Below are 19,790 nucleotides of genomic sequence, written 5' to 3'. Positions count from 1 at the left end.
CTTGGTCCGCCATGCCCGGGCGTCCGCCAACCCCGGAGGGTCCACGCGCCACGAGCGCCAGGCACAACTGTACATCCGTTCAATGATCTGCTAGCCGATCGGCATGCGCTCCCGCAAGGCCGCCGCCGCCGTCGTCGAAGAGCTGCCGCCCGCCGAGGAACCCATCGACGCGATCCCGCCCGACGACACCGCGGCGGACGAGCCGAGCTCCGCCGTCCGGGAGCCGCTCGCGCTCGATCTCATCTGCATCGACTGCGGCAGCAGCGGCCGCGGTCATGACGGCTGCGCGCACCGCGAGCGCGCCCGCTTCCACGCGCCGCCGCGGGCAGCGCTGGAGCTCGTCGCGCGCCTGCGCCGTGCCGCCGCCGAGCACCGCGCCGCCGCCCGCGCCCTCCGCGCCCTGGTCACCGCCGAGCACGCGCGCGGTCGCGCCGAGATCGAGCGGGCGGATCCGGTCGAACCGCAGCCCGAGGCGGCGCCGGAACCCCCCTCGCCGCCCCGGCTCGAGATCGCGGCGCCGGAGCCGCCCGCGCCGCCCGCCGTCTGCCCGCGCTGCGCCGAGCAGACCGAGGGCGAGCCGGCGGAGTCCGGGGCGCCGCCGCGCCGGCCGAAGCGCAAGGGGCGCGTGGCCCTCGAGCAGCAGGCGTTTCTCTTTTCGAGCGATTCCGAGCAACGCTCGCCGCACGGGACCTGAGCCGCGACCCAATCGCTGCCGAAGGAATCGGAGACCCGGGATCGGCGTTAGGCTGCGCCGATGTCCCCGAGCCCATCCCGAGCTCCTCGCTTGCGCGCCGGAGGCGGCGCTCTGGCCGCCGCGCTGCTCTGGCAGCTCGCCTGCACGGCAGGATCTCCACCCGGAGCTCTGCCCGTGAGCGGAGCGCGCCGGTCACCCGCGCCGCCTCGGCAGGAAGACGCGACACCACCGCGCCCGCTGCCCGCGGAGGGCCAGAGGACGCCGGCGCCCCCGCCAGGGCCAGCCCCGGGCGAAGCGCCGCTTCCCCCCGATGTCGTGGCCACGATGCAGGCGCTCGCCGCGCTCGACACCAGCGCGGAAGGCATCGGGCTGAGCGCGCCCCCCGCGGGAGCTCCCGCGCTGCTCCGCGCCTTGAAGGCCGAGCTCCGAGGCGTCGTCGGGCGCGCGCTCGACGCAGCCGAGGGCGCGCCCGACGACGCACGCGCGCGCGCGATGGCGGAGCTCGGGCGGCTCGGCGTCCGCCCCGCCGGCGAGGAACGGCGGTGGGGCAGCCTCCTCGACCTCCGCGTCGAGCAGCCCGCGGCGCACCCCGAGCTCCGGGTCGCGCTCCTGACGCTCGCGGTCCCGTGCGGCGAGGACTCGTCTCTCTACGTCTTCGAGCGGGCCCAGGCGGGCTTTCGCCTCGCGCTCGCTCACGAGAGCGATCCGTCGGAGCGGACGTCGGAGGGAAACCGGCTGTCGTACGGCTTCCTCACGGGCCAACCGAAGGGGCGCTGGGCGCTGGCCGTCTCGAGCGCGGAGTCGTCCTGCGTCTCGCTCTGGAGGACGCTGACCACGAGGGTGCTGCTGGAGGGAACAGACCCGCTGCACCCGCGCGCGGCCTTCGCGAACAGCCTCCGATTTCACATGCCGGCCGGCTACACCCTCGCTGCGTCGGCCAGCGGCTTCACGCTGCGCTGGACAGGCGACCCGACCTTCCTCCCATGGTACCCGCGCTGGGACGCCCTCGCCGCGCGCTACACGGTGGAAGGCGACAGCGTGCGTCGAGCGCCGCCCCTCGCGCCTGACGCGGAGTCGTTCGTGTACGCCTGGCTCGGGCTCGAGTGGGCAGAGGCCGAACGCTGGCTCTGCCCAGCGGCATCGCCGCCCGCGGGCGAGCGCTGGCACCGGGAGCTGCGCGCAGCGCTGCCAGGGCTCGCGTCGACACCGCAGCTCGGCGCGTGCGAGGGCCCCGACGGGGAGGATCCCTCGAAGTGCGAGGACGTGGAGCTGCGGCTGACGCGCCCGGGCTCCGCCCGGTCCACCGCGACCACCCACGTCCTCCTGGCGAAGCAGGGCACGGACCGCTGCGTCGAGCGCGTGTTCTCGAGGGGGAAGCCATGAGAAATCCGGGCAGCGGCTCGGTCGAGAGCGGGATGCTCGCCGCGGCGATCGCGCGGCCGGCGTGGCGGCGCCTGCGCGGACTGGCCCTCTCTTGCGCGGCCTGCCTGTCGCTCGCGCTCACGGCGTGCGCGGCACCCGCGCCCGGGGCGAGAGGACCTCTGGCACCTCGGCCGGCAGCGCGGCCCGCGACGCACGGCGCTCCCACGGCCCCCGCCACAGCCCTCCCGGCGGACGACGCCACGGACCTCGCGAGAGAGGCGCTCGCCCCGTTCTTCGCCGCCCCGAGAGCGAGCGCGGCCGACGATCAGGACACGTGGCTGACGCCGCGGGTGAGCGTGGAGAAGCTGCCGGCGGAGTGCTGGGAGCTGGCGCCGGAGCAGGACGCAGCCGGGCTGGCGATGGTCGCGCTGCACCGGCGCGAGCGCGGCCCCGTCCAGTGCGCTCCGTTCAGCGCGCGCCTCGCGCCGTTCGCCACGTTCGCCGTCGACAGGCGCGCTGGCACCGTGCGCTGGTGGGACGAAGCTACGCCCCGGCCGATGCGCGAGTTCTTCGCCGCGCGCGAGGAGTTTCTGAGAGCAGCCGTCTCGGCGCTGGAGAAGCGCTTCATCGACGACGCCATCGCCTGGGGAGGCACGACCGCGCTGCGCGTCGAGGGCGAGACGGCCATGCACCTCCACGTGTCCGTGCTCTCGCCCGACGGCCGCAAGCGGCTCGCGCGCTTCCGCGTCGACAGGCGCACGCGCGAGCTCTCGTGGGACGACAACGGCGAGCTCCGCGGCTACGAGGCGTTCAAGGCGAGCTGGTACCGGGACCATCACCCGGCGGTCACCGCGCTCGGCCAGCTGCTCGAGTGGAAATGGTCCGGGGTCGATTCGCTCACGCTGGAGGCATCCCACGGCCACGCCTTCGATCTCGTCGCCCGGGCCGGGGGGACGTGCTCACCGGCGAGCCGCATCTGCGCCACGGAGCGATTCCGCGTCGATATGCGGCGCGGCGCGGTGATGTGGCACGACGGCAAGGCCTACGTGCCCATCGAGCGATTTCTCCAGGACCTGGAGCGGAAGGGGCAAAGGGCCGTCCTCCTGGCCAGGGCCTGGGCGCTGAAGCAACGAGGGCCCGCCGGCGCCTCCTGCATCGCGTTCCGGGCCGAGAGCGTCGACAGGGCGAGCGCGCACGTCCGGATGCACCTCGCCCCGCCGTGCAACACCTCCCCGATGCTGATGACGCTCGCGTGGTACTTCGTGGACCTGCGCACAGGCAAGGTGTGCTCTTCCGAGGACGACACGTGCGGTTCGAAGTCCGGGCAGGGGAGACCATGACATGGGCCAGCGGGGCGCGGGCCCCATGAGGTCGCCCGCCGCGGCGCGCGACAATCGGAGCTGACAAGCACCGCCGTCCATCCGATACTCGCGCCGCTTGCCGCACAGCACGGCCATCAGCAGGCGACCGGGCGCCGGACGTGGGGACGCGGGAACGCGGGAGCTCGAGACGACGAGCGCTCGCTCCCGCCGCGAGCGCGCCGCAGAGCGGCATGGCCACACAGGTGTCGCGTGCTACCAGGTTTCGTTTGTGCTCGCGTCACGACGGAACGCGGGCGCTGAGGACCACCGAGGATGCTGCCACCATGTCGCTCGATAGAGCCATCGGCATCATGTGCCCCGACATCTGGGGCAGCTATGTTTGCGAGCTTCTCGGCGGTATCCAGCCGGCCGCCGCGCGCGCCGGATATCGGGTGATCGCCATCAGGGCGTCCCCGCGAGACGTCCACAGGCTGCGGCTCGCGCGAGACCAGGTCGACGGGTGGATCGCGCTCATCGACGCGGCGGAACTCGAGCCCTTCCTCGACGACGGCCGGCCCGTCGTGACCCTCAGCGCGCGCGCAAACGACGACGCGCGCTGTCCCTACATCCTGCCCGACAACCACGGTGGCGCCCTCTCGGCCGTACGCCACCTGCTCGACCACGGCCACGAGCGGATCGTCTTCGCGGGCCACATGGCGCACGAGGACATCCGGCAGCGCTTCCAGGCCTACCGGGACGCGCTCGAGGAGCGCGGCATCTCGTTCGACCCCGAGCTCGTCTTCGATCTTCCGAACAACGAGCGGGCGAGCGGCCGGCTCGCCGTGCGGCGCCTGCTGGAGGAGGGCGTCACCTGCACCGCGATGTTCATGTCGGCCGACAAGGAGGCGCTCGGGGTCCTCGACGCGTTCGCCGAGGCAGGCATCCGCGTCCCCGAGGACATCGCGCTCGTCGGGTTCGACGACATCGAGGCGGCCCGGTACGCCTCGCCGCCGCTGACGACGGTCCGCCAGCGGTTCGACCGGCTCGGCGGGACAGCCGCCGAGCTGCTCATCGACCTCCTCGCCGGGCGGGAGCTCCCCTGCGCGGGGCACATCGCGCCGACGACCCTGGTCCTGCGCCGCTCCTGCGGCTGCTCACCCGCCCCGGCGCAGCGCGACGCGCCCCCGTCGTCCCGCAGCGCCGCGGCGAGCTCCCGCGTGCCCGCGTCGGCCCGCAGCGCCGCTGCGCAGGCCGGCGCGCTCGCGCGGGAGCTCGCGGCGCTCGCGAGCGCCGCGACGGCCCTCGATCCGAGCTCGCCGCCGGAAGAGGCCTGGCCCGGCGCGACGGAGGTGGTCCTCGGGCTCGAGGCGGCCGTCTGGGGCAGGCCCGGCCCCGCTGCCGCGGCGCTGGAGCGGGCCTGGCGAGAGGCCGCGGAGCAGATGCCCGACATCGACCAGCTCCTCGAGATGGTCGACCGGCTGGAGCGGGCCGGCCAGGCGATGCTCCGCGGCGCGGCGGACGCCGGTGCCGAGCGGCGCGTGGCGACGTACATCCGGGGGGCCCGGCGCGCCATGATGGAGGGCCGGGTCGCGATCGAGGCGGCCCGCGCCGACTACCTGAACGGCCTGCTCGACATCAACCTCGTCATCCGGGAGACGCTCCTCGCGGACGTGGGCAGCGGCGGGAGCAAGCTGAGCTGGCTCTCCGCGGTGCAGATGAGCTGGGGCTGCCTCGCCGTGTGGGAGGCGCCCGGGGACACGGGTCCCCTGCTGCGGGTCGTCGAGAGCTGCTCCCCCGGAGCGGCGGCCGCCATGCCGGAAGCGGGCGCGCGCGTCGCGGCCGAGGCGTTCCCGCGCGGCGACTGGCTGCCTGCCGCCGCCCAGCGGAGCGACCACGTCCTCCGGCTCATCCCGCTCCGCAGCGAGGGCGAGGATCGCGGCATCCTCGCCGTCTGCGCCCCGGTGAGCAGCCCGCTCGGGCTGGATCACCGGGACATGGAGATGTGGGTGGCGATGCTCACCGCGGCGCTCGAGCGCGCGTCGCTGATCGAGTCGCTGATCGAGCAGGAGCAGCAGGCGCGCGCCGCCTACGAGCGCGAGCGCGCCCTCGCGGACGACGTGCGCCGGCTCGGGTGCCCGGTCATCCCGCTCGACGAGGGCGTGCTGCTCGTGCCGCTCGTCGGCGCCATCGACCTGGAGCGCGCGCGCCACGTGCTCGAGGTGGTGCTCGCGGAGCTCAGCCAGAAGGAAGCCGAGGTGCTGCTGATGGATATCACCGGCGTGCCCTTCGCCGACATGCAGGTCGCGGCGTCGCTGATGAAGACGACCCGCGCCGCCCTCCTGCTCGGCGCCGAGGTCATCGTCGTGGGGATGCGGCCGCAGGTCGCGCAGGGGTTCATCCGCCTCGGCATCGACCTCCAGGGGATGACGCTCCACCAGACCCTCGGCAGCGCGCTCTCGGCGCTGCGCCGCAGGCGGCAGCCGCTCGACGCGCCGCCGGGCCCCCGGGCCTGAGCCCCCGGCGCGCGCCGCGCCTCGGCGCCGCTATTCCGCTGCGTCCGGCCTCGCCGCAGCGGCCCCGCGGGCACGGCGGCCGCGCTTGCCTTCCCCAGGTTCCCCCGGCGCGCCGCGCGCCGCGCGCGGCTTGCCCTTGCTGACGCCGACCCGCCGCACGAACGACAGGAACCGCCGGAGCGCGGGGGAGGCGTCGTCGGCGCGCCACGCGACGAGCAGATCGGTCGACGGCGCCCCCACGATCGGCCGCAGCGCGAGCCCCTTGCGACCGATATTCTTGATGGATTCCGGCAAGATAGAGACGCCGAAGCCCGCCGCCACCAGGCTCAGGATGTCGAGGTGCAGCGCCTCCTGCGCGATGCGCGGGGAGAAGCCCGCGGCGCGGCAGAGCCCCATCACCAGGTCGAAGAAGGCCGACCCGCGCTGGCGCGGGAACACGACGAACGGCTCGCGCGACAGGAGCTCGAGCGGGATGCGCTTCCGCGCGGCGAGCGGGTGATCGGCCGGCAGGGCGACCAGGAGCGGCTCGCGCCGGACGCACTCGGACGCGAGCCGGGCGTCGTGGAGCGGCGCCCTCACGAAGCCGACGTCGATGCGCCCGTCCTTGAGCGCCTCGATCTGCTCCTGCGGCGGCATCTCGCGGAGCGCGAGCTCCACCGCGGGCAGCTCCCCGCGAAAGGTGCGGACCAGCTCGGTGATGCCGCTGTAGGCGAGCGACGACAGGTACCCGACCACGAGGCGCCCGGTCTCGCCCACGCTCGCGCGCCGGGCCTCGTGCACCGCGAGCTCGAGCGCGTCGAAGACCCGCCGGACGTGGGCGAGGAGCACCGCGCCCGCGGGCGTCAGCTCGACGCGCCGCCGCGAGCGATCGAAGAGCGAGAACCCGAGCTCGGACTCGAGATCCTGGATCTGCCGGCTCAGCGGCGGCTGGGCGATGCCGAGCCGCTGCGCCGCGCGGCCGAAGTGCCGCTCCTCGGCGACGGCCGTGAAGTACCGGAGGTGGCGTAGATCCATACCTTGAAGGTATCGTGTGATACGAAAGAATAGATTGGACGAACGTCAAGGGCACCCTAAATGCGGAGCCTGCCCTCAGGCGCCACCCCCGGCCGGGGCGCTCCGGAGGGGGACGGGAATTGGCCCATGTGGCTCGTCCGGATCGCGCTTCAACGCACCTACACGTTCATCGTGATGTCGATGCTGATCGTCATCCTGGGCGTGTTCACCGTCGCCCGGATGCCGACGGACATCTTCCCGGACATCGACATCCCGGTCCTGTCCGTGATTTTCAACTACGGCGGCCTCCCCCCCGAGGAGATGGAGAAGCGCATCGTCAACAACTACGAGCGCTTCCTCACCACGACCGTCAACGACATCGATCATATCGAGAGCCAGTCGCTCACCGGCATCTCGATCATCAAGATCTTCCTCCAGCCCGGCGCCAGCATCGAGGCCGCGACGGCGCAGGTCACGGCGATCTCGCAGACCGCGATCCGCCAGATGCCGCCCGGGATCAGCCCGCCGCTCATCATCCGTTACAGCGCCTCGAACGTGCCGATCCTCCAGGCCGCGCTGGAGAGCGAGTCGCTGAGCGAGCAGCAGCTCTTCGACTACGCGGTCAACTTCATCCGCGCCGACATCGCGACGATCCGGGGCACGCAGATCCCGTACCCGTACGGCGGGAAGCAGCGCCAGATCATGGTCGACATCGACCCGCAGCGCCTCTTCGCCTGGGGGCTGTCGCCGCGCGACGTGAACGCGGCGCTCGGGCTGCAGAACATCACCCTGCCCTCCGGCACGGCGAAGATGGGGGAGAACGAGTACCCCGTCATCCTGAACAGCAGCCCCGCGGCCTTCGAGGAGCTCGGCAAGCTGCCGCTCAGGACGGTGAACGGCAGGACCATCACCCTCCGCGACGTCGCGAGCGTGCGCGACGGGAACGCGCCGCAGACGAACATGGTGCACGTGGAGGGCAAGCGCAGCGTGCTCCTGAGCGTCCTCAAGAACGGGAGCGCGAGCACGCTCGACGTCGCCTCGCGCATCCACGCGATGCTGCCGGCCACGCTGGAGAAGCTCCCGAAGGAGCTCAAGGTCTCGCTGCTCTTCGATCAGTCGGTGTTCGTCCGCGCCGCGGTCTCCGGGGTCGTGCACGAGGCGCTGATCGCCGCGGGGCTCACGGCGCTCATGATCGTGCTGTTCCTCGGGAGCTGGCGCAGCACGCTCATCGTCGTCATCAGCATCCCGCTCTCGATCCTCGTCTCGATCATCGCCCTCAACGCCCTCGGCCACACGCTCAACGTGATGACGCTCGGCGGGATGGCGCTCGCCGTCGGCATCCTGGTCGACGACGCGACCGTGGCCATCGAGAACATCCACAGGAACCTCGGGCAGCGGAAGCCGTTCCTGCGCGCCATCGTCGACGGGGCGCAGGAGATCGCCGTCCCGGCGCTCGTCTCCACGCTCTGCATCTGCATCGTCTTCGTGCCGGTCGCCTTCATCACCGGCGCCGCGCGGTCGCTCTTCGTGCCGATGGCCATGGCGGTCGTCTTCGCCATGCTCACGTCGTACTTCCTGTCGCGGACGCTCGTCCCGACGCTCGTGCGCCTCCTGCTCGAGCGCGAGGCGGCGGAGCACGCGCACGGCCACGCCGCGCCAGAGGGCCTCTTCGGGCGCGTCTTCGCCGCGTTCAACCGCGCCTTCGACCGGCTGCGGGCGGCGTACGGCGGGTGGCTCGCGTGGGCGCTCGCGCACCGCGCCCTGTTCGTCGGGGCGTTCCTTGCGCTCGTCGCCGCCTCGGTCGCGCTGATCCCGCTCCTCGGCCGCGACTTCTTCCCGACCGTCGACGCGGGGCTCATCAAGCTCCACGTGCGCGGCCCGCCGGGCACCCGCCTCGAGGAGAGCGAGCGGCGCTTCGCCCGGATCGAGGAGACCATCCGCGGGGCGCTCCCGCCGGGCGAGATCCGCACGATGCTCGACAGCATCGGGATCCCGGCGAGCGGCATCAACCTGTCGCTCAGCGAGGGCGCGCAGATCTCGTCGGCCGACGGGCAGATCTTCATCGCGCTCGCGGAGCACCACCGGCCCACCGCGGACCACGTCCGGACGCTCCGCGCGAGGCTCAACGCGGCGTACCCCGACACGACGTTCTTCTTCCTCGCCCCCGACATCTCGACGCAGGTGCTGAACTTCGGCCTCGCGGCGCCCATCAACGTCCAGGTGGTCGGCCCGATCGGCAAGGAGGACGAGACCTACGCCGTCGCGCGGAAGATCGCCGATCGCATGGAGAGGATCCCCGGCGCCGTCGACGTCCACCTCGCGCAGGTGCCGGCGCGGCCACAGCTCCGCATCGACGTCGACCGCACCATGGCCGACCAGCTGGGGCTCAGCCAGCGCGACGTGGCGAGCGACGTGCTCGTCTCGCTCTCGTCGAGCGGGCAGACGTCGCCGACCTACTGGCTGGACAAGCGCGGCGTGCAGTACCTCGTCGCCGTGCAGACGCCCCAGTACGCGATGGCGTCCATCGACGACGTGAACGCCACGCCGCTGTCGACCGGCGACGGCCGCCCCCAGCTCCTCTCCAACGTCGCGTCGATGTCGCGCGCGACCGGGCCGGCGAACATCACCCATTACAACATCGCGAGGACGTTCGACGTCCAGGCGAACGTCGACGGCACCGACCTCGGCTCGGTCGCGGGCGCCGTCGCGCGGGTTGTCGACGAGCTCAGGCCCGAGCTGCCGCGCGGGACGAGGGTGACCATCAAGGGGCAGGCGGAGAGCATGGACACCTCGTTCACGGGGCTCGGCTACGGGCTCCTCTTCGCGGTCGTGCTCGTCTACCTGCTGATGGTCGTGAACTTCCAGTCGTGGCTCGACCCGCTCATCATCCTGATGGCGCTCCCGGGCGCGGTGGCGGGCATCGCGTGGGTGCTCTTCGTGACGCACACGACGCTGAGCGTGCCCGCGCTCATGGGCTCGATCATGTGCGTCGGCGTCGCCACGGCGAACAGCATCCTCGTCGTGACGTTCGCGAACGACCAGCGCAAGCTGGGCCGCGACGCGGGCACCGCGGCCCTCGCCGCGGGCATGACGCGCCTCAGGCCGGTGCTCATGACGGCGCTCGCGATGATCTTCGGCATGCTGCCCATGTCGCTCGGCCTGGGCGAGGGCGGCGAGCAGAACGCCCCGCTGGGGCGCGCGGTCATCGGCGGCCTGCTCGTCGCGACGCTGAGCACGCTCTTCTTCGTGCCCGTGATGTACAGCCTCCTCCGGAACAAGGCCCCGGCCAGAGACCTGCTCGCAGAGGACCTATGAGCTCCCCCGCCCGCCGCGCCCCTGCCTCCCCGACGTCCGCTCCCCCGTCCCCGGGCAGCCCCGCCGACGACCTCGGGTTCGATCTGCCGCCGCCCGCCGCGCTGACGAGGACCCGCGGCCTCGCCCTCGGCGTGGGCCTCGTCGTCGTGCTCGGGGCGGCGTTCGCCGCGGCCTACCTGCCCCGCCGGAACGCCCGCGCCGCGCTCGAGCAGGGCGCCCGGGCCGCCGAGGGCGCGGCCCCGCGCGTGGGGGTCGTCGCGCCGCAGCCGGTGTCGAGCGACCGCGCGCTCGTCCTGCCCGGGAGCATCCAGCCCCTCGCGGAGACGGTCGTCTACCCGCGCGTGAGCGGCTACGTGCGGAGGTGGACCGCGGACATCGGCGACAAGGTCGAGGAGGGGCAGATCCTCGCCGAGATCGACACGCCCGAGCTCGATCAGGAGCTCGCGCAGGCCCGCGCGCAGCTCGTGCAGGCGAGCGCCGGCCTCGTGCAGGCCGAGGCCAACCGCGACCTGTCGAGGTCGAGCGTGAAGCGCTACGAGCAGCTCGTCCCCGCGGGCGTGGCGCCGCAGGAGGAGCTCGAGCAGCGGCAGGGGCAGGCGCACGTCGCCGAGGCGAGCGTCACCGTGGCGCGCGCGGCGATCACCGCGCAGCAGGCGAACGTCCAGCGCATCCTGGATCAGAAGAAGTTCGCGAAGGTCGTCGCGCCGTTCGCGGGGACGGTCACCTCGCGCACGACCGAGCGCGGGGCGCTGGTCACGGCGGGCAACGGGACGCCGCTCTTCACCATCGCGGCGACCGACCCCGTGCGCGTCTTCGTGGGCGTCCCGCAGGGCGTGGCGCCCAGCGTGCGGGTCGACGCGCCCGCGAAGGTCACGGTGCGCGAGTTCGCGGGCCAGCCGTTCCAGGGCACGATCGCGCGCACGGCCGGCGCGCTCGACCCGGCGACCCGGACGATGAACACGGAGGTGCGGGTGCCGAACCCCGACGGCCGGCTCCTCGCGGGCATGTACGCGGAGGTCGCGCTGACCTTGCCCACGCCGCACCGCGTGCTCGAGATCCCGGCGACGGCGCTCTACAACGACGCCAAGGGGCTCCGCGTGGCCGTCATCGACCCCGCGAGCAGGATCCGCTTCGCGCCGATCGTCGTCGAGCGCGACACGGGCGCGACGATCCAGGTGTCGACCGGGCTCGACGGGAGCGAGCGGGTCGTGAAGCTCGCGAGCGCGGAGCTGAGCGAGGGGATGGCGGTCGAGATCCTCCCCGAAGGGCCGCCGCCCCCGCCTCCGGGCGGGCCTAACCGCTGAAGCCAGCCTCGTTCGCGTCGAGCTCCTGCGTGAGCAGCGCCCTGGAGAACGCCGGGTGGTGGGGTACTTACCCAATCCTGCCGGAATGACGGGGCCGCCAAGACGCCATACGACGCCAAGATACTGATGTCACGCTGTGACAATGTCACGATGTCACGCCTGACGATGTCACGATGTCACGCCTCCGAGCGTGCCTTCGTGCGGCGCAGCAGCGCGCCGAGCCTCTCCCCTCCTCCTCGCGAGCGGCGCGGCGCCAGGCGGGGGCGGCGCCCGGCGCGGCGCTACCGGGGGGGGGTGTTATGAGCGCGCAAGTGGCTGATATGAAACGCATTTTCGCGAGCTCCAGGCGGCGTCACGACCGCCGCTGAGGGGCGCCCGGCCGTCGTCGCGGCCACCACGGCGCGCGCGCCGCGCGGGGTGCGCTGCTCGCCGGAGCGCCGTGCGGCCCGCTGGCACGAAGGGTGGATAAGCCCATGACGGGACGCGGGCGAAGAGGCGCTCCGAGACCGCAGCCGATGATCCCGACGGCCCTTCGCCCCGCCCCGCGCTGAGGCTGCAGCACCATTCAAAAAAGGAATCGCGAACATGAGAGCCAGTAGCTTGATCTTCTGTGGAGCCGCGGCCGCCGCCTTCGTCGGCATGGCGCCGTCGGCGCACGCCCAAGACACGTATCCTCAGCAGCCGGCGGTCTTCTACTCCGTCCGCACGGGCACACCGGAATCGGTGGGTCTGTCCAGCGCCCTCCTCGACCAGGCGGTCAACGAGCTGGAGGATGCGGTGGACGACGGGGATATCAATGGCGCGGTCCTCCTGGTCGCCCGCCGGGGCCGGGTCGTGCTCCACACCGCCGTGGGGACGAGAGACGGCCTGAACGAGGACGATCCGAGCATGCCCTCGGTGCCGATGCCGCTCGATGGGATCTTCGATCTCGAGTCCATGACCAAGCCGTTCACCGTCTTTCTCGCGATGAGAATGCAAGAGTCCGGGGATTACCCGGGGTTCAACATCAACAACACGGTCGCGACGTATTTCTCGGAGTTCGCCGTCTCCTCGGTCAACAACAAGAGCTCTGTCACGATCAGGGACCTGATGAGCTATATATCGGGGGAGGATGTCGACTACTTCGACGACACCAACCCGAACGGCCTCTTCGACGACGTCGACCCCTGGCACTCGATGCTCGACGCGCCGCTGGCCCACCCGCGGGGGACGAAGGTCGTCTACAGCGATCTCGGCTTTCGGCTCCTGGGCCACGTGCTGGAGACGGTCGGCGGCGACTCGCTCCAGAACCTGATGAAGACCTACATCTTCGACCCGCTGCAAATGAATGACACGGGCTTTCAGCCGTGGCTCAACATGCCGGAGAAGGAGGACCGCTTCGTCGGCACGGCGTGGTCCGCGGCGCGCGAGCGCTATCTCCGGGGCGAGGTGCAGGACGAGACCGACTACTTCCTCGAAGGGGACGGCCCGGACCCGGCCGAGCACCTCACCGGGTGCGACGGCCTGTTCTCGACCGCGAGCGATCTGGCGAAGTTCGCCCAGATGTTGTTGAACCGGGGCAAGCACGTCTACAGCTGCAACCAGTGGCCTCTCAACATCTGCGTACGCAACATGCTCCCCGCCCAGGCCGTGCTCGACATGACCACGACCCAGACAGGCTCGCTCCACCTCAACAGGTCGGCCTGGACGTACTCCGAGAACCTGCTCTACTCGCGCAAGGGGTACGGCTGGGAGATGTGGGACGCAGGCATGTGGCCCGGTGGGGAGTCGACATCGACCGTCGCCTACAGCAAGACAGGCGCCGCAGGGACGCTCATCGTGGTCGATCCCGAGCCGAGCCGCGAGATGTTCACGATCCTGCTCACGAACCACGGGCTGCCGGGCTTCGACCACTTCACCGTCGACCCGTCGACGGGCAAGATGTCCTGGGAGGACTTCGACTGGATGCTCGGTGACATCCGGGCCAACGAGGTCATGACCAAGGTCCACGGGTCCCTCGCCTGGTGACCCGGCCCGCGGAGACGACGCGCGGGCCGGACCATTGCCAGGTGGGGCAGGAACGTTTGCCCTCATCGCGTCTCTGACCGTGCGGTACCACCTCCATACCCGATCACGGTGCTCGTACGAGCTCCGCAACGCGACGGCCACCCCGCTGGAGCGACGGACACCGACCAACCCCGGGACGGACGTGCGCGGATCAGGGGACGGAGCGGCCGACCGTCTCGGCCTTCGCCCACATCTGCGCGAAGCCTTCGGCTCCGCCGTAGAGCCGGTCGATGAGCTGCTCTCCGCCCGGAAGCGCCTCGACGTGCTTGAGGAAATCCGGGAAGAGCCCGATGTGAACGACCCCCTCCTCGTTGTAATCCCACGAGCGGCTCCCCATCCGGGCCCTGGGGAAGCTGGAGTAATCGACGCACGCACTGGCCGCCGGATCGACGCATCGATACACGATCTCCATGGCCTGCGTACAGAACGCGCGCGTCGCGGCCTGGACACCGGCGCGGCGGTATTCGTCGGGAGTCGGCGCCTTGTAAGAGCAGGACGTCCTGTCGTTGCACGCGCGGCCGACGAGGCCCGTCAGGTTTCCGCTGGTCTGGATGTCGAGGCAGCCGATGCGCGCGGAGCGCACGTCGATCTCGGCCCCTGTGCACCGGAGCTGCGCGGGCGGGTGGCCCCAGGCGTCGCCTGGCACCGTCACCACCCGGTCCCGGGGCGCCTGGCACTCGGGAGAGCGCGGCATGACGACCATCCCGTTGATGTCCGAGCCGAGGGTGATCTGGAGCGCCTTGCCGCCGGACGTGATCGCCGCCACGGCGGCCGCGTTCCGCAGGAAGGTCCGTGCATCGGAGTCGCCGAAGCCGACGCCCGCGAGCCCGCCGCGCGCGGCGAGCTCCCTGTACTGGGCGTTGGTCCGGCCGTTCTCGTTGCCGCTCGAGCCGCGGAGCCCGTTGTGCCCCGAGACGAGCGGATACGCGCCGCCGGGCGTCGCTCGGGTGAGCGCGAGCACGTCGCTCACCATCCTCTGCGACATGTGATCGATGTCGATGACCATCCCGAGCCTCATCATCTCGTTGAGGGCGACTCGGCCCATGGGCAGGAGCCCCAGCCGGTTCTTGTGGCCTTCCCCCGGCTGGCAGCTCGGGAGCGGGATGTGACCGCCGGCGTCGCCGAGCTTCATCAGCTTGAAGAGGTCGTTCCCCGACTGGATCTGCTTCGTGATGCCCTCTCCGCGGGAGCACTCGAGGTCCCACCATTTCCCGGTCTGGAAGCGGTTGGCGCGCGCCACCTCGTCCTCGTAAGCGGCGGTGCCGCCGAAGAGGTTGTCGGTGAGGTGGACCGGGAACACGTAGCGCACGCCGAGGACGTGGAGGCGCTTGATCTCCGCGCGGATCTGGGCCTCCGTGGGCGACGCTTTGTTCCACACGAAGTTGCCGATGTCGTCCAGCTCGACACCGACGATCACCGCGAGCTTGTTCTTCTCCACGATGCGCCGGAGATCGGCGGATGAACGCGCGATCTCCATCCACGTGTCGTGCTTGCCGACGAAGCGGACGAGCTCTTCGATCTGGAGATTGCCCGACGCCCTGTCGTCGATGGGCGGGTTTGCCTCGATGCCGTGGGCGAGCGTGCGGCTGTTGACCGCCAGCGCGACCATCACCCGGAGGCCGCCCTCCTTCGCGCGGCGGATCCAGTCGACCCACATCTGCTGGTGCAGAATATCGTTGTGCGCCGGGAAGTGCGCGAACGTCGGATAGCCCACGGGGCGCTCGACCTCGAACGAGCGGATGCCGTGGGATTTCGCCATCTCCCCGAGCACGAGCTGGCGGACGTGATTCCCGCACTTGTTCGTTAGAAAATCGTGACCCCGGTGGGTGCTGTAGCTGGTCCCCAGCGCCTCCGCGATGCTGGCGGCGCGCCGCGCCGACGCATTGCACGTGGCGCCTGACACGCCTTGACCGCTGGGGTCGTAGATGGTCCCCGGCGCCATGAGCACGTCGACGTCGGGAGCGCCGTGGAGCGCGCGCCCGCCGAAGCCGAGGTGCGCCATCGGGTGGGTGTGGAGATCGGCGAACCCGCGCAGCGGCCGGCCGGGAGCGTTCAGCGCGGGATCGAAGATCGGCGAACGCCGCGCCTGCGCGCTCGCGGGGCCGGAGGCCGCGAACGTCACCGCGGCCGCGGCGATCGCAATCCAGGTTGGAGCCGACGCAGGGCCTGTCATTGGGCTGGTTTTCTTCATGCCGAGTCATCCTTCCGAGGTTTGCGAGCGACGGAGCCCGTGCGAGTGCCCACTTCGCCTCCGAGGCGTACCGCGCGGCCAGCGGCGCGATGAGGGCAAATTTTCTTGCCTCCTTGTCTGCGCGCCGCGCGCTCCGTCGTCACACAGGCGCTTCGAGCAGCTCGATGGTGACCTTGGCGCCGCCTTCCGGGAGGTTGGCGCGCAGGACGAGCCCACCGCTCGATTCCACCATGCCGGCCACGAAGCCGAGCCCCAGTCCGGACCCACCCGGCTTCGGGCTCGGCGTGTCGTGGAACCCGGGGCCGTCGTCCTTCACCTCGATGGCCACCCGCCCGCCGCCCAGCGGGCGCGCGTCCAGCGTCACGCTGGACGCCCCGCGCTCGCCCGTCCCCTCGCACGCGTTGACGAGGAGGTTGAGGAGCACTCGCTCCAGCACGTCGTGCCCCCCCGCGAACAGGACCGCGGTGCGCTCCGCGCGATCCGTGACGTCGACGTTCACCGCCTGGTAGCGCCGCCGGACGACCCGGAGCGCGCCGCGGGTCGCCTCGCCGATCTCGGCGGGGGCCGTCGCGCGCAGCGCGTCGAGCTCGCGCACCGTCCGATCGCGGATGTGCCCCATGGTCGAGGCGACATCCTCGATGCTCTCGCGGAGCTGCTCCAGCTTCCGCAACATGCGCTCGGCGCTCGCGGACTCGACCCGAAGGAGCTCGCGCCGGAGGAGATCGGTGTCGATGAGGGCGGCCGAGAGCGAGGTCTTCACGTCGTGGTGCTCGTGCAGCATGACGCTCAGGTTCCGCTGCGCGCGCTCGGCGCGCAGCGCGGAGCGCGCCCCGAGCTCGACGACGCGGACCGTGCGCGTCGTGGCGAGGAGCGCCGCGCTGGCGGCCGTCAGGAGCAGGAGGAAGAGCAGCGACGCCGGCGCCCAGAAGTCGTCGTGGTGGCCGCCGTTCAGCGCGCGGTCGAGCACGATGAGCACGAGCGCGGAGAGCGCGTTCGCCGCCGTCGCGAGGAGCACCGCCCGGCGGACGAGCCGGAACGCGCTCACGGACACCGTGATCAGGAGCGCGGCCATATCGAGCAAGTGCAAAATTCCAGGGTAGCCGTCCCAGGGCCAGAGCACGTTCGGCAGCAGCGCCAGAAAGCACAGGAGCGCGTCGAGGCCGACCGAGACGAGGATCAGGTGAGAAGGGGCATCGGCCCTCCGGCTCCGCCACCAGACGTACAGCGAGGCGACAACCGCGCCGAGGAGCAGCGGAACCTCGATGAGCGCGCGCGCGTGAGAGCCTGACGGCGCCAACCCCCCGACGGCGAGGAACCGCGCGAGGAGGGCCGCGCAGAAGACGCTCCGCGCGATCGAGGCGGTGCGCTCACCCCGCAGCGCCTCGCGCGTGATGAGGGCGTCGAGCTGCGCGCGACTCGACACGGCCGACACGGCCGACACGGCCGACACGGCCGACAGCGCCGGGACGCTGGCCAGCTCGGCCCTCTTGAGACTATGCGCCCCCATGAACCGGGAGCATGCTACCATATGATGTTACGCTGGCTGGTCGTGGAGGATGACGCGAGGCTCAGGCGCGCGCTGCGCGAGGCGCTCGAGGCGCGCGGCGCCGAGGTCGTCGCGTGCGCGTCGGTGGCCGAGGCGCATCGCGCGCTCGCAGACGGGGCGTTTCAAGGCATCATCGCCGACGTGATGCTCCCGGACGGGAACGCCGTCGACGTCGTGGAGCGGGCCATGACCTGCGCTGTCGCGCCGACGATCGTGGCCATCAGCGGCTCGGCGAGCCCGGCGGTCTCGTTCCGGCTCGCCCAGATGGGCGTGCGCTCGTTCCTGGCGAAGCCGCTGCGCCTCGAGGAGCTGGAGCGCACGATCGACGACGCGCTGGCCCGGCCGCCCGATCTCCGGCCTCAGGTGCGCGCGGCGGTGGGGCGGGCGTCGATCCAGGACGTCGAGGAGCAGGTGCGCACCGTCATGGTCGACGAGGCGCTCGCGCGCGCCGGAGGAAACCGCCGGAAGGCGGCGAAGCTCCTGAACGTCTCGCGCCAGCTGCTCCAGCACATCCTCCGGCGGCGATCGTAGGAGAGGCCGGCGCCGCCGCGCGCGGGCCGTGAACCACGGCCAGTTCCTCCTCTACCGCGAGCGGTGGCGAGCGAGACGCGCCGCGGCCGGCGCCGTCACTGCCCCTGTGTCGCCGCGAACGGGTTGAGCTCGTTCGTGAGATGGCTTATCGAGCTCTCGCATGGTGGTTGTCTCTCCTCGGCCGTTACTCGGCGGCCGCGGGCTCGGCGGGCGCGGGGCTCGCCGCCGCCGCCGCGCTGGACGTCCTGCGCGCCGCGGCGAGCCCCGCGCCGGCGAACGCCCGCGGTCAGCAACCCCCATGCCGCGCCGGACCGGGCCGGAACGCGGGGCCGAGAGCTTCCGGGCTGCTGCCGTGGCAGCAGCGGGTGGTGATCCGGTGCCCCGGCGCGAGCAGGCGCGCGCCCGAGCGACCACGCAACGCTGGACCGCCACGACGACGCGACGCGATCAACCGGCCAGCCGGCCAGCCGGCCAACCGACCAACCGACCAACCGACCAACCGACCAACCGACCAGGCGCGCGCGCGCGGGCGCGCCGCCGATAGCAGGTTTTGCGCGGAACCGCCCGCGCTTTGTTGTTGCCCTCGTCATTTCGAGGGTGGTACTGGTGCAAGGCATGAAATTCTCTGCGATTCATGCATTGATCGCCGCGTGTGCGCTCTGTTCCACGGCCGCGTGCTCGTGGCAGCCGTATGGCGAGGTCCGCGTCGTGAGGCGGACGAAGGTCGGCGGCGAGCTCGCGATCCTTGGCGATCGCGAGGTGGCCATGCAGAAGGCGAGCCAGACGATGGCCACGACCTGCGGCGGACCCGAGAGCTACGAGATCGTCGAAGAGGGCGAGACCGTGGTCGGGGAAGAGTCCGTGTCGGAGTCCAACGAGCGCCGCGAGAAGGATTTCTTCGGGCCGAAGAAGCGGAAGCAGGAGAGCACGCACACGGTGCAGAAGACCGAGTGGCGAGTGAAGTACGAGTGCAAGACGGACGAGCCGGCGCCCGCCGCGGAGACGTCGCCCGCGGAGGCCACCGAGGGCAAGACCGAGGGGCGCCGCGTCCACGAGGTGATCATCCGGTTCTGACGCGCGCGGCGGCCTGTCCGTCGTGGAGCAGCAACGCCGGCCACCGGGTCGCTCCCGGTCGCGCCGGCTTTGCCATCGTGCTCCTGGCCTGCCCAGTGGTAGATCTGGTGCAGCATGGACGTTCTTGAATTGGTCGAGCGCGCGGCGGCAGCGCCGTCATTGCTGCTCGCGACGGACTTCGACGGGACCATCTCCGAGATCACGGCGGGCGTGGCGGTGGCGGCGCCGCTCGCCCTCGGGGCGCTGGGGGCGCTCTCGCGGGCGCCGGGCACGACCGTGGCGATCGTCACGGGAAGGACGATCCACGACGTCTCGGCGCGCACGGCGGCGGTCGGCGCGGCGTGGCGCGTGGGCGAGCACGGGGCGGAGATCGCGACGCCGGGCGGGGAGTTCGTGTACCAGGCGGAGGCGCCGACCGAGGCGCTCGACGCGCTGGAGCGCGAGGCGGACGAGGCGGTGCGGCGGGTCCCTGCGCTGTGGGTCGAGCGCAAGCGCTGGTCGATCGCGCTCAACTGGCGGCGCGTCCCGGCGGAGGCTCGGCCGGCGGCGTTCGACGCGCTCGGGGCGTGGGCGGACGCGGCGGCGCGGCGCGGGTTCGTGGTCATGAGGGGGCGCAGCATCCACGAGGCCCGGGACGCCGCGCACGACAAGGGCCGCGCCCTCGCGTTCCTGCTGGCGCGGCTGCCGCCGGGGACGCTGGTGGTCTACGCGGGCGACGACACGACCGACGAGCCGGCGATCGCCCATGCCCGGGCGATCGGCGGCGTGGGCGTCTACATCGCCTCGTCCGAGCGGCCGGACACCGCGGTCGAGCCCGACCTGACGCTCGATGGCCCCGGAGCGTGGATCGCGTTCCTCGAGGCGCTCGCGGCGAGGCGCGGCGGCGTGATCGGCGAGGCGCCGCGCCTCGTCTGAGGGCC

13 protein-coding genes are annotated in these 19,790 nt (G+C 72.0%); 10 read left to right on the top strand and 3 right to left on the bottom strand.

The genetic code is table 11. The features are described 5' to 3' along the window. Positions 1-103: 103 nt before the first annotated feature. The 4 genes from WMF27_RS07275 (at position 104) to WMF27_RS07260 (ending at position 5,870) form a co-directional block, all read left to right on the top strand. The gene (locus WMF27_RS07275) at positions 104-694 is read left to right on the top strand and encodes a hypothetical protein (protein ID WP_437769644.1); all 591 of its coding nucleotides are present in this window, start codon (positions 104-106) and stop codon (positions 692-694) included. Between the two features lie 315 nt (positions 695-1,009). Beyond that, a complete protein-coding gene (locus WMF27_RS07270) occupies positions 1,010-2,077 on the top strand; it encodes a hypothetical protein (protein ID WP_437769645.1) in 1,068 nt (355 codons plus the stop codon). Beyond that, positions 2,074-3,396: a hypothetical protein gene (locus WMF27_RS07265; protein WP_437769646.1), complete on the top strand. Its 1,323-nt coding sequence runs from the start codon at positions 2,074-2,076 to the stop codon at positions 3,394-3,396. Before WMF27_RS07270 ends, WMF27_RS07265 begins: the two co-directional genes overlap by 4 nt. Before the next feature lie 305 nt (positions 3,397-3,701). Then, a complete protein-coding gene (locus WMF27_RS07260; RefSeq protein ID WP_437769647.1) occupies positions 3,702-5,870 on the top strand; it encodes a substrate-binding domain-containing protein in 2,169 nt (722 codons plus the stop codon). A 30-nt stretch (positions 5,871-5,900) separates the two neighbouring features. On the opposite strand, the gene WMF27_RS07255 is transcribed toward WMF27_RS07260, so the two are convergent. Beyond that, entirely contained in the window at positions 5,901-6,884 is a 984-nt protein-coding gene (locus WMF27_RS07255) for a LysR substrate-binding domain-containing protein (RefSeq protein ID WP_437769648.1), read from the bottom strand. 126 nt (positions 6,885-7,010) lie between these two features. Here WMF27_RS07255 and WMF27_RS07250 point away from each other — a divergent pair, with 126 nt between their 5' ends. The 3 genes from WMF27_RS07250 to WMF27_RS07240 all read left to right on the top strand — a co-directional run bounded on the left by WMF27_RS07250 (position 7,011) and on the right by WMF27_RS07240 (position 13,489). Next, complete coding sequence (locus WMF27_RS07250) at positions 7,011-10,178, top strand: efflux RND transporter permease subunit (protein ID WP_437769649.1); 3,168 nt, start codon at positions 7,011-7,013, stop codon at positions 10,176-10,178. Continuing rightward, positions 10,175-11,482: an efflux RND transporter periplasmic adaptor subunit gene (locus tag WMF27_RS07245; protein ID WP_437769650.1), complete on the top strand. Its 1,308-nt coding sequence runs from the start codon at positions 10,175-10,177 to the stop codon at positions 11,480-11,482. Before WMF27_RS07250 ends, WMF27_RS07245 begins: the two co-directional genes overlap by 4 nt. A 585-nt stretch (positions 11,483-12,067) precedes the next feature. Further along, positions 12,068-13,489: a serine hydrolase domain-containing protein gene (locus tag WMF27_RS07240; protein ID WP_437769651.1), complete on the top strand. Its 1,422-nt coding sequence runs from the start codon at positions 12,068-12,070 to the stop codon at positions 13,487-13,489. A 190-nt stretch (positions 13,490-13,679) separates the two neighbouring features. Here the strand turns inward: WMF27_RS07240 and WMF27_RS07235 are convergent, their stop codons facing one another. Together WMF27_RS07235 and WMF27_RS07230 are read right to left on the bottom strand one after the other, a co-directional pair. Further along, positions 13,680-15,719, bottom strand: coding sequence for a membrane dipeptidase (locus tag WMF27_RS07235; RefSeq protein WP_437769652.1), 2,040 nt, complete (start codon positions 15,717-15,719; stop codon positions 13,680-13,682). Between the two features lie 139 nt (positions 15,720-15,858). Beyond that, positions 15,859-17,226, bottom strand: a complete 1,368-nt coding sequence (locus WMF27_RS07230; RefSeq protein ID WP_437769653.1) for a sensor histidine kinase — start codon at positions 17,224-17,226, stop codon at positions 15,859-15,861. A gap of 21 nt (positions 17,227-17,247) precedes the next feature. Between WMF27_RS07230 and WMF27_RS07225 the strand changes: the two genes are divergently transcribed. The 3 genes from WMF27_RS07225 (at position 17,248) to otsB (ending at position 19,785) form a co-directional block, all read left to right on the top strand. After that, positions 17,248-17,796 (top strand): response regulator, encoded by a 549-nt coding sequence (locus WMF27_RS07225; RefSeq protein ID WP_437769654.1) that lies wholly within the window; start codon positions 17,248-17,250, stop codon positions 17,794-17,796. Between the two features lie 615 nt (positions 17,797-18,411). Next, complete coding sequence (locus WMF27_RS07220) at positions 18,412-18,870, top strand: hypothetical protein (protein ID WP_437769655.1); 459 nt, start codon at positions 18,412-18,414, stop codon at positions 18,868-18,870. Between the two features lie 114 nt (positions 18,871-18,984). Continuing rightward, positions 18,985-19,785 (top strand): trehalose-phosphatase, encoded by an 801-nt coding sequence (otsB, locus tag WMF27_RS07215; RefSeq protein ID WP_437769656.1) that lies wholly within the window; start codon positions 18,985-18,987, stop codon positions 19,783-19,785. Positions 19,786-19,790 lie beyond the last annotated feature (5 nt).

Source organism: Sorangium sp. So ce281, from assembly GCF_051527395.1.
In the GTDB taxonomy this organism is placed as follows: Bacteria; Myxococcota_A; Polyangia; order Polyangiales; family Polyangiaceae; genus Sorangium; species Sorangium cellulosum_B.
The sequence above is the reverse complement of the archived record's forward strand: the minus strand, read 5'-3'. Positions and strand labels throughout refer to the sequence as shown.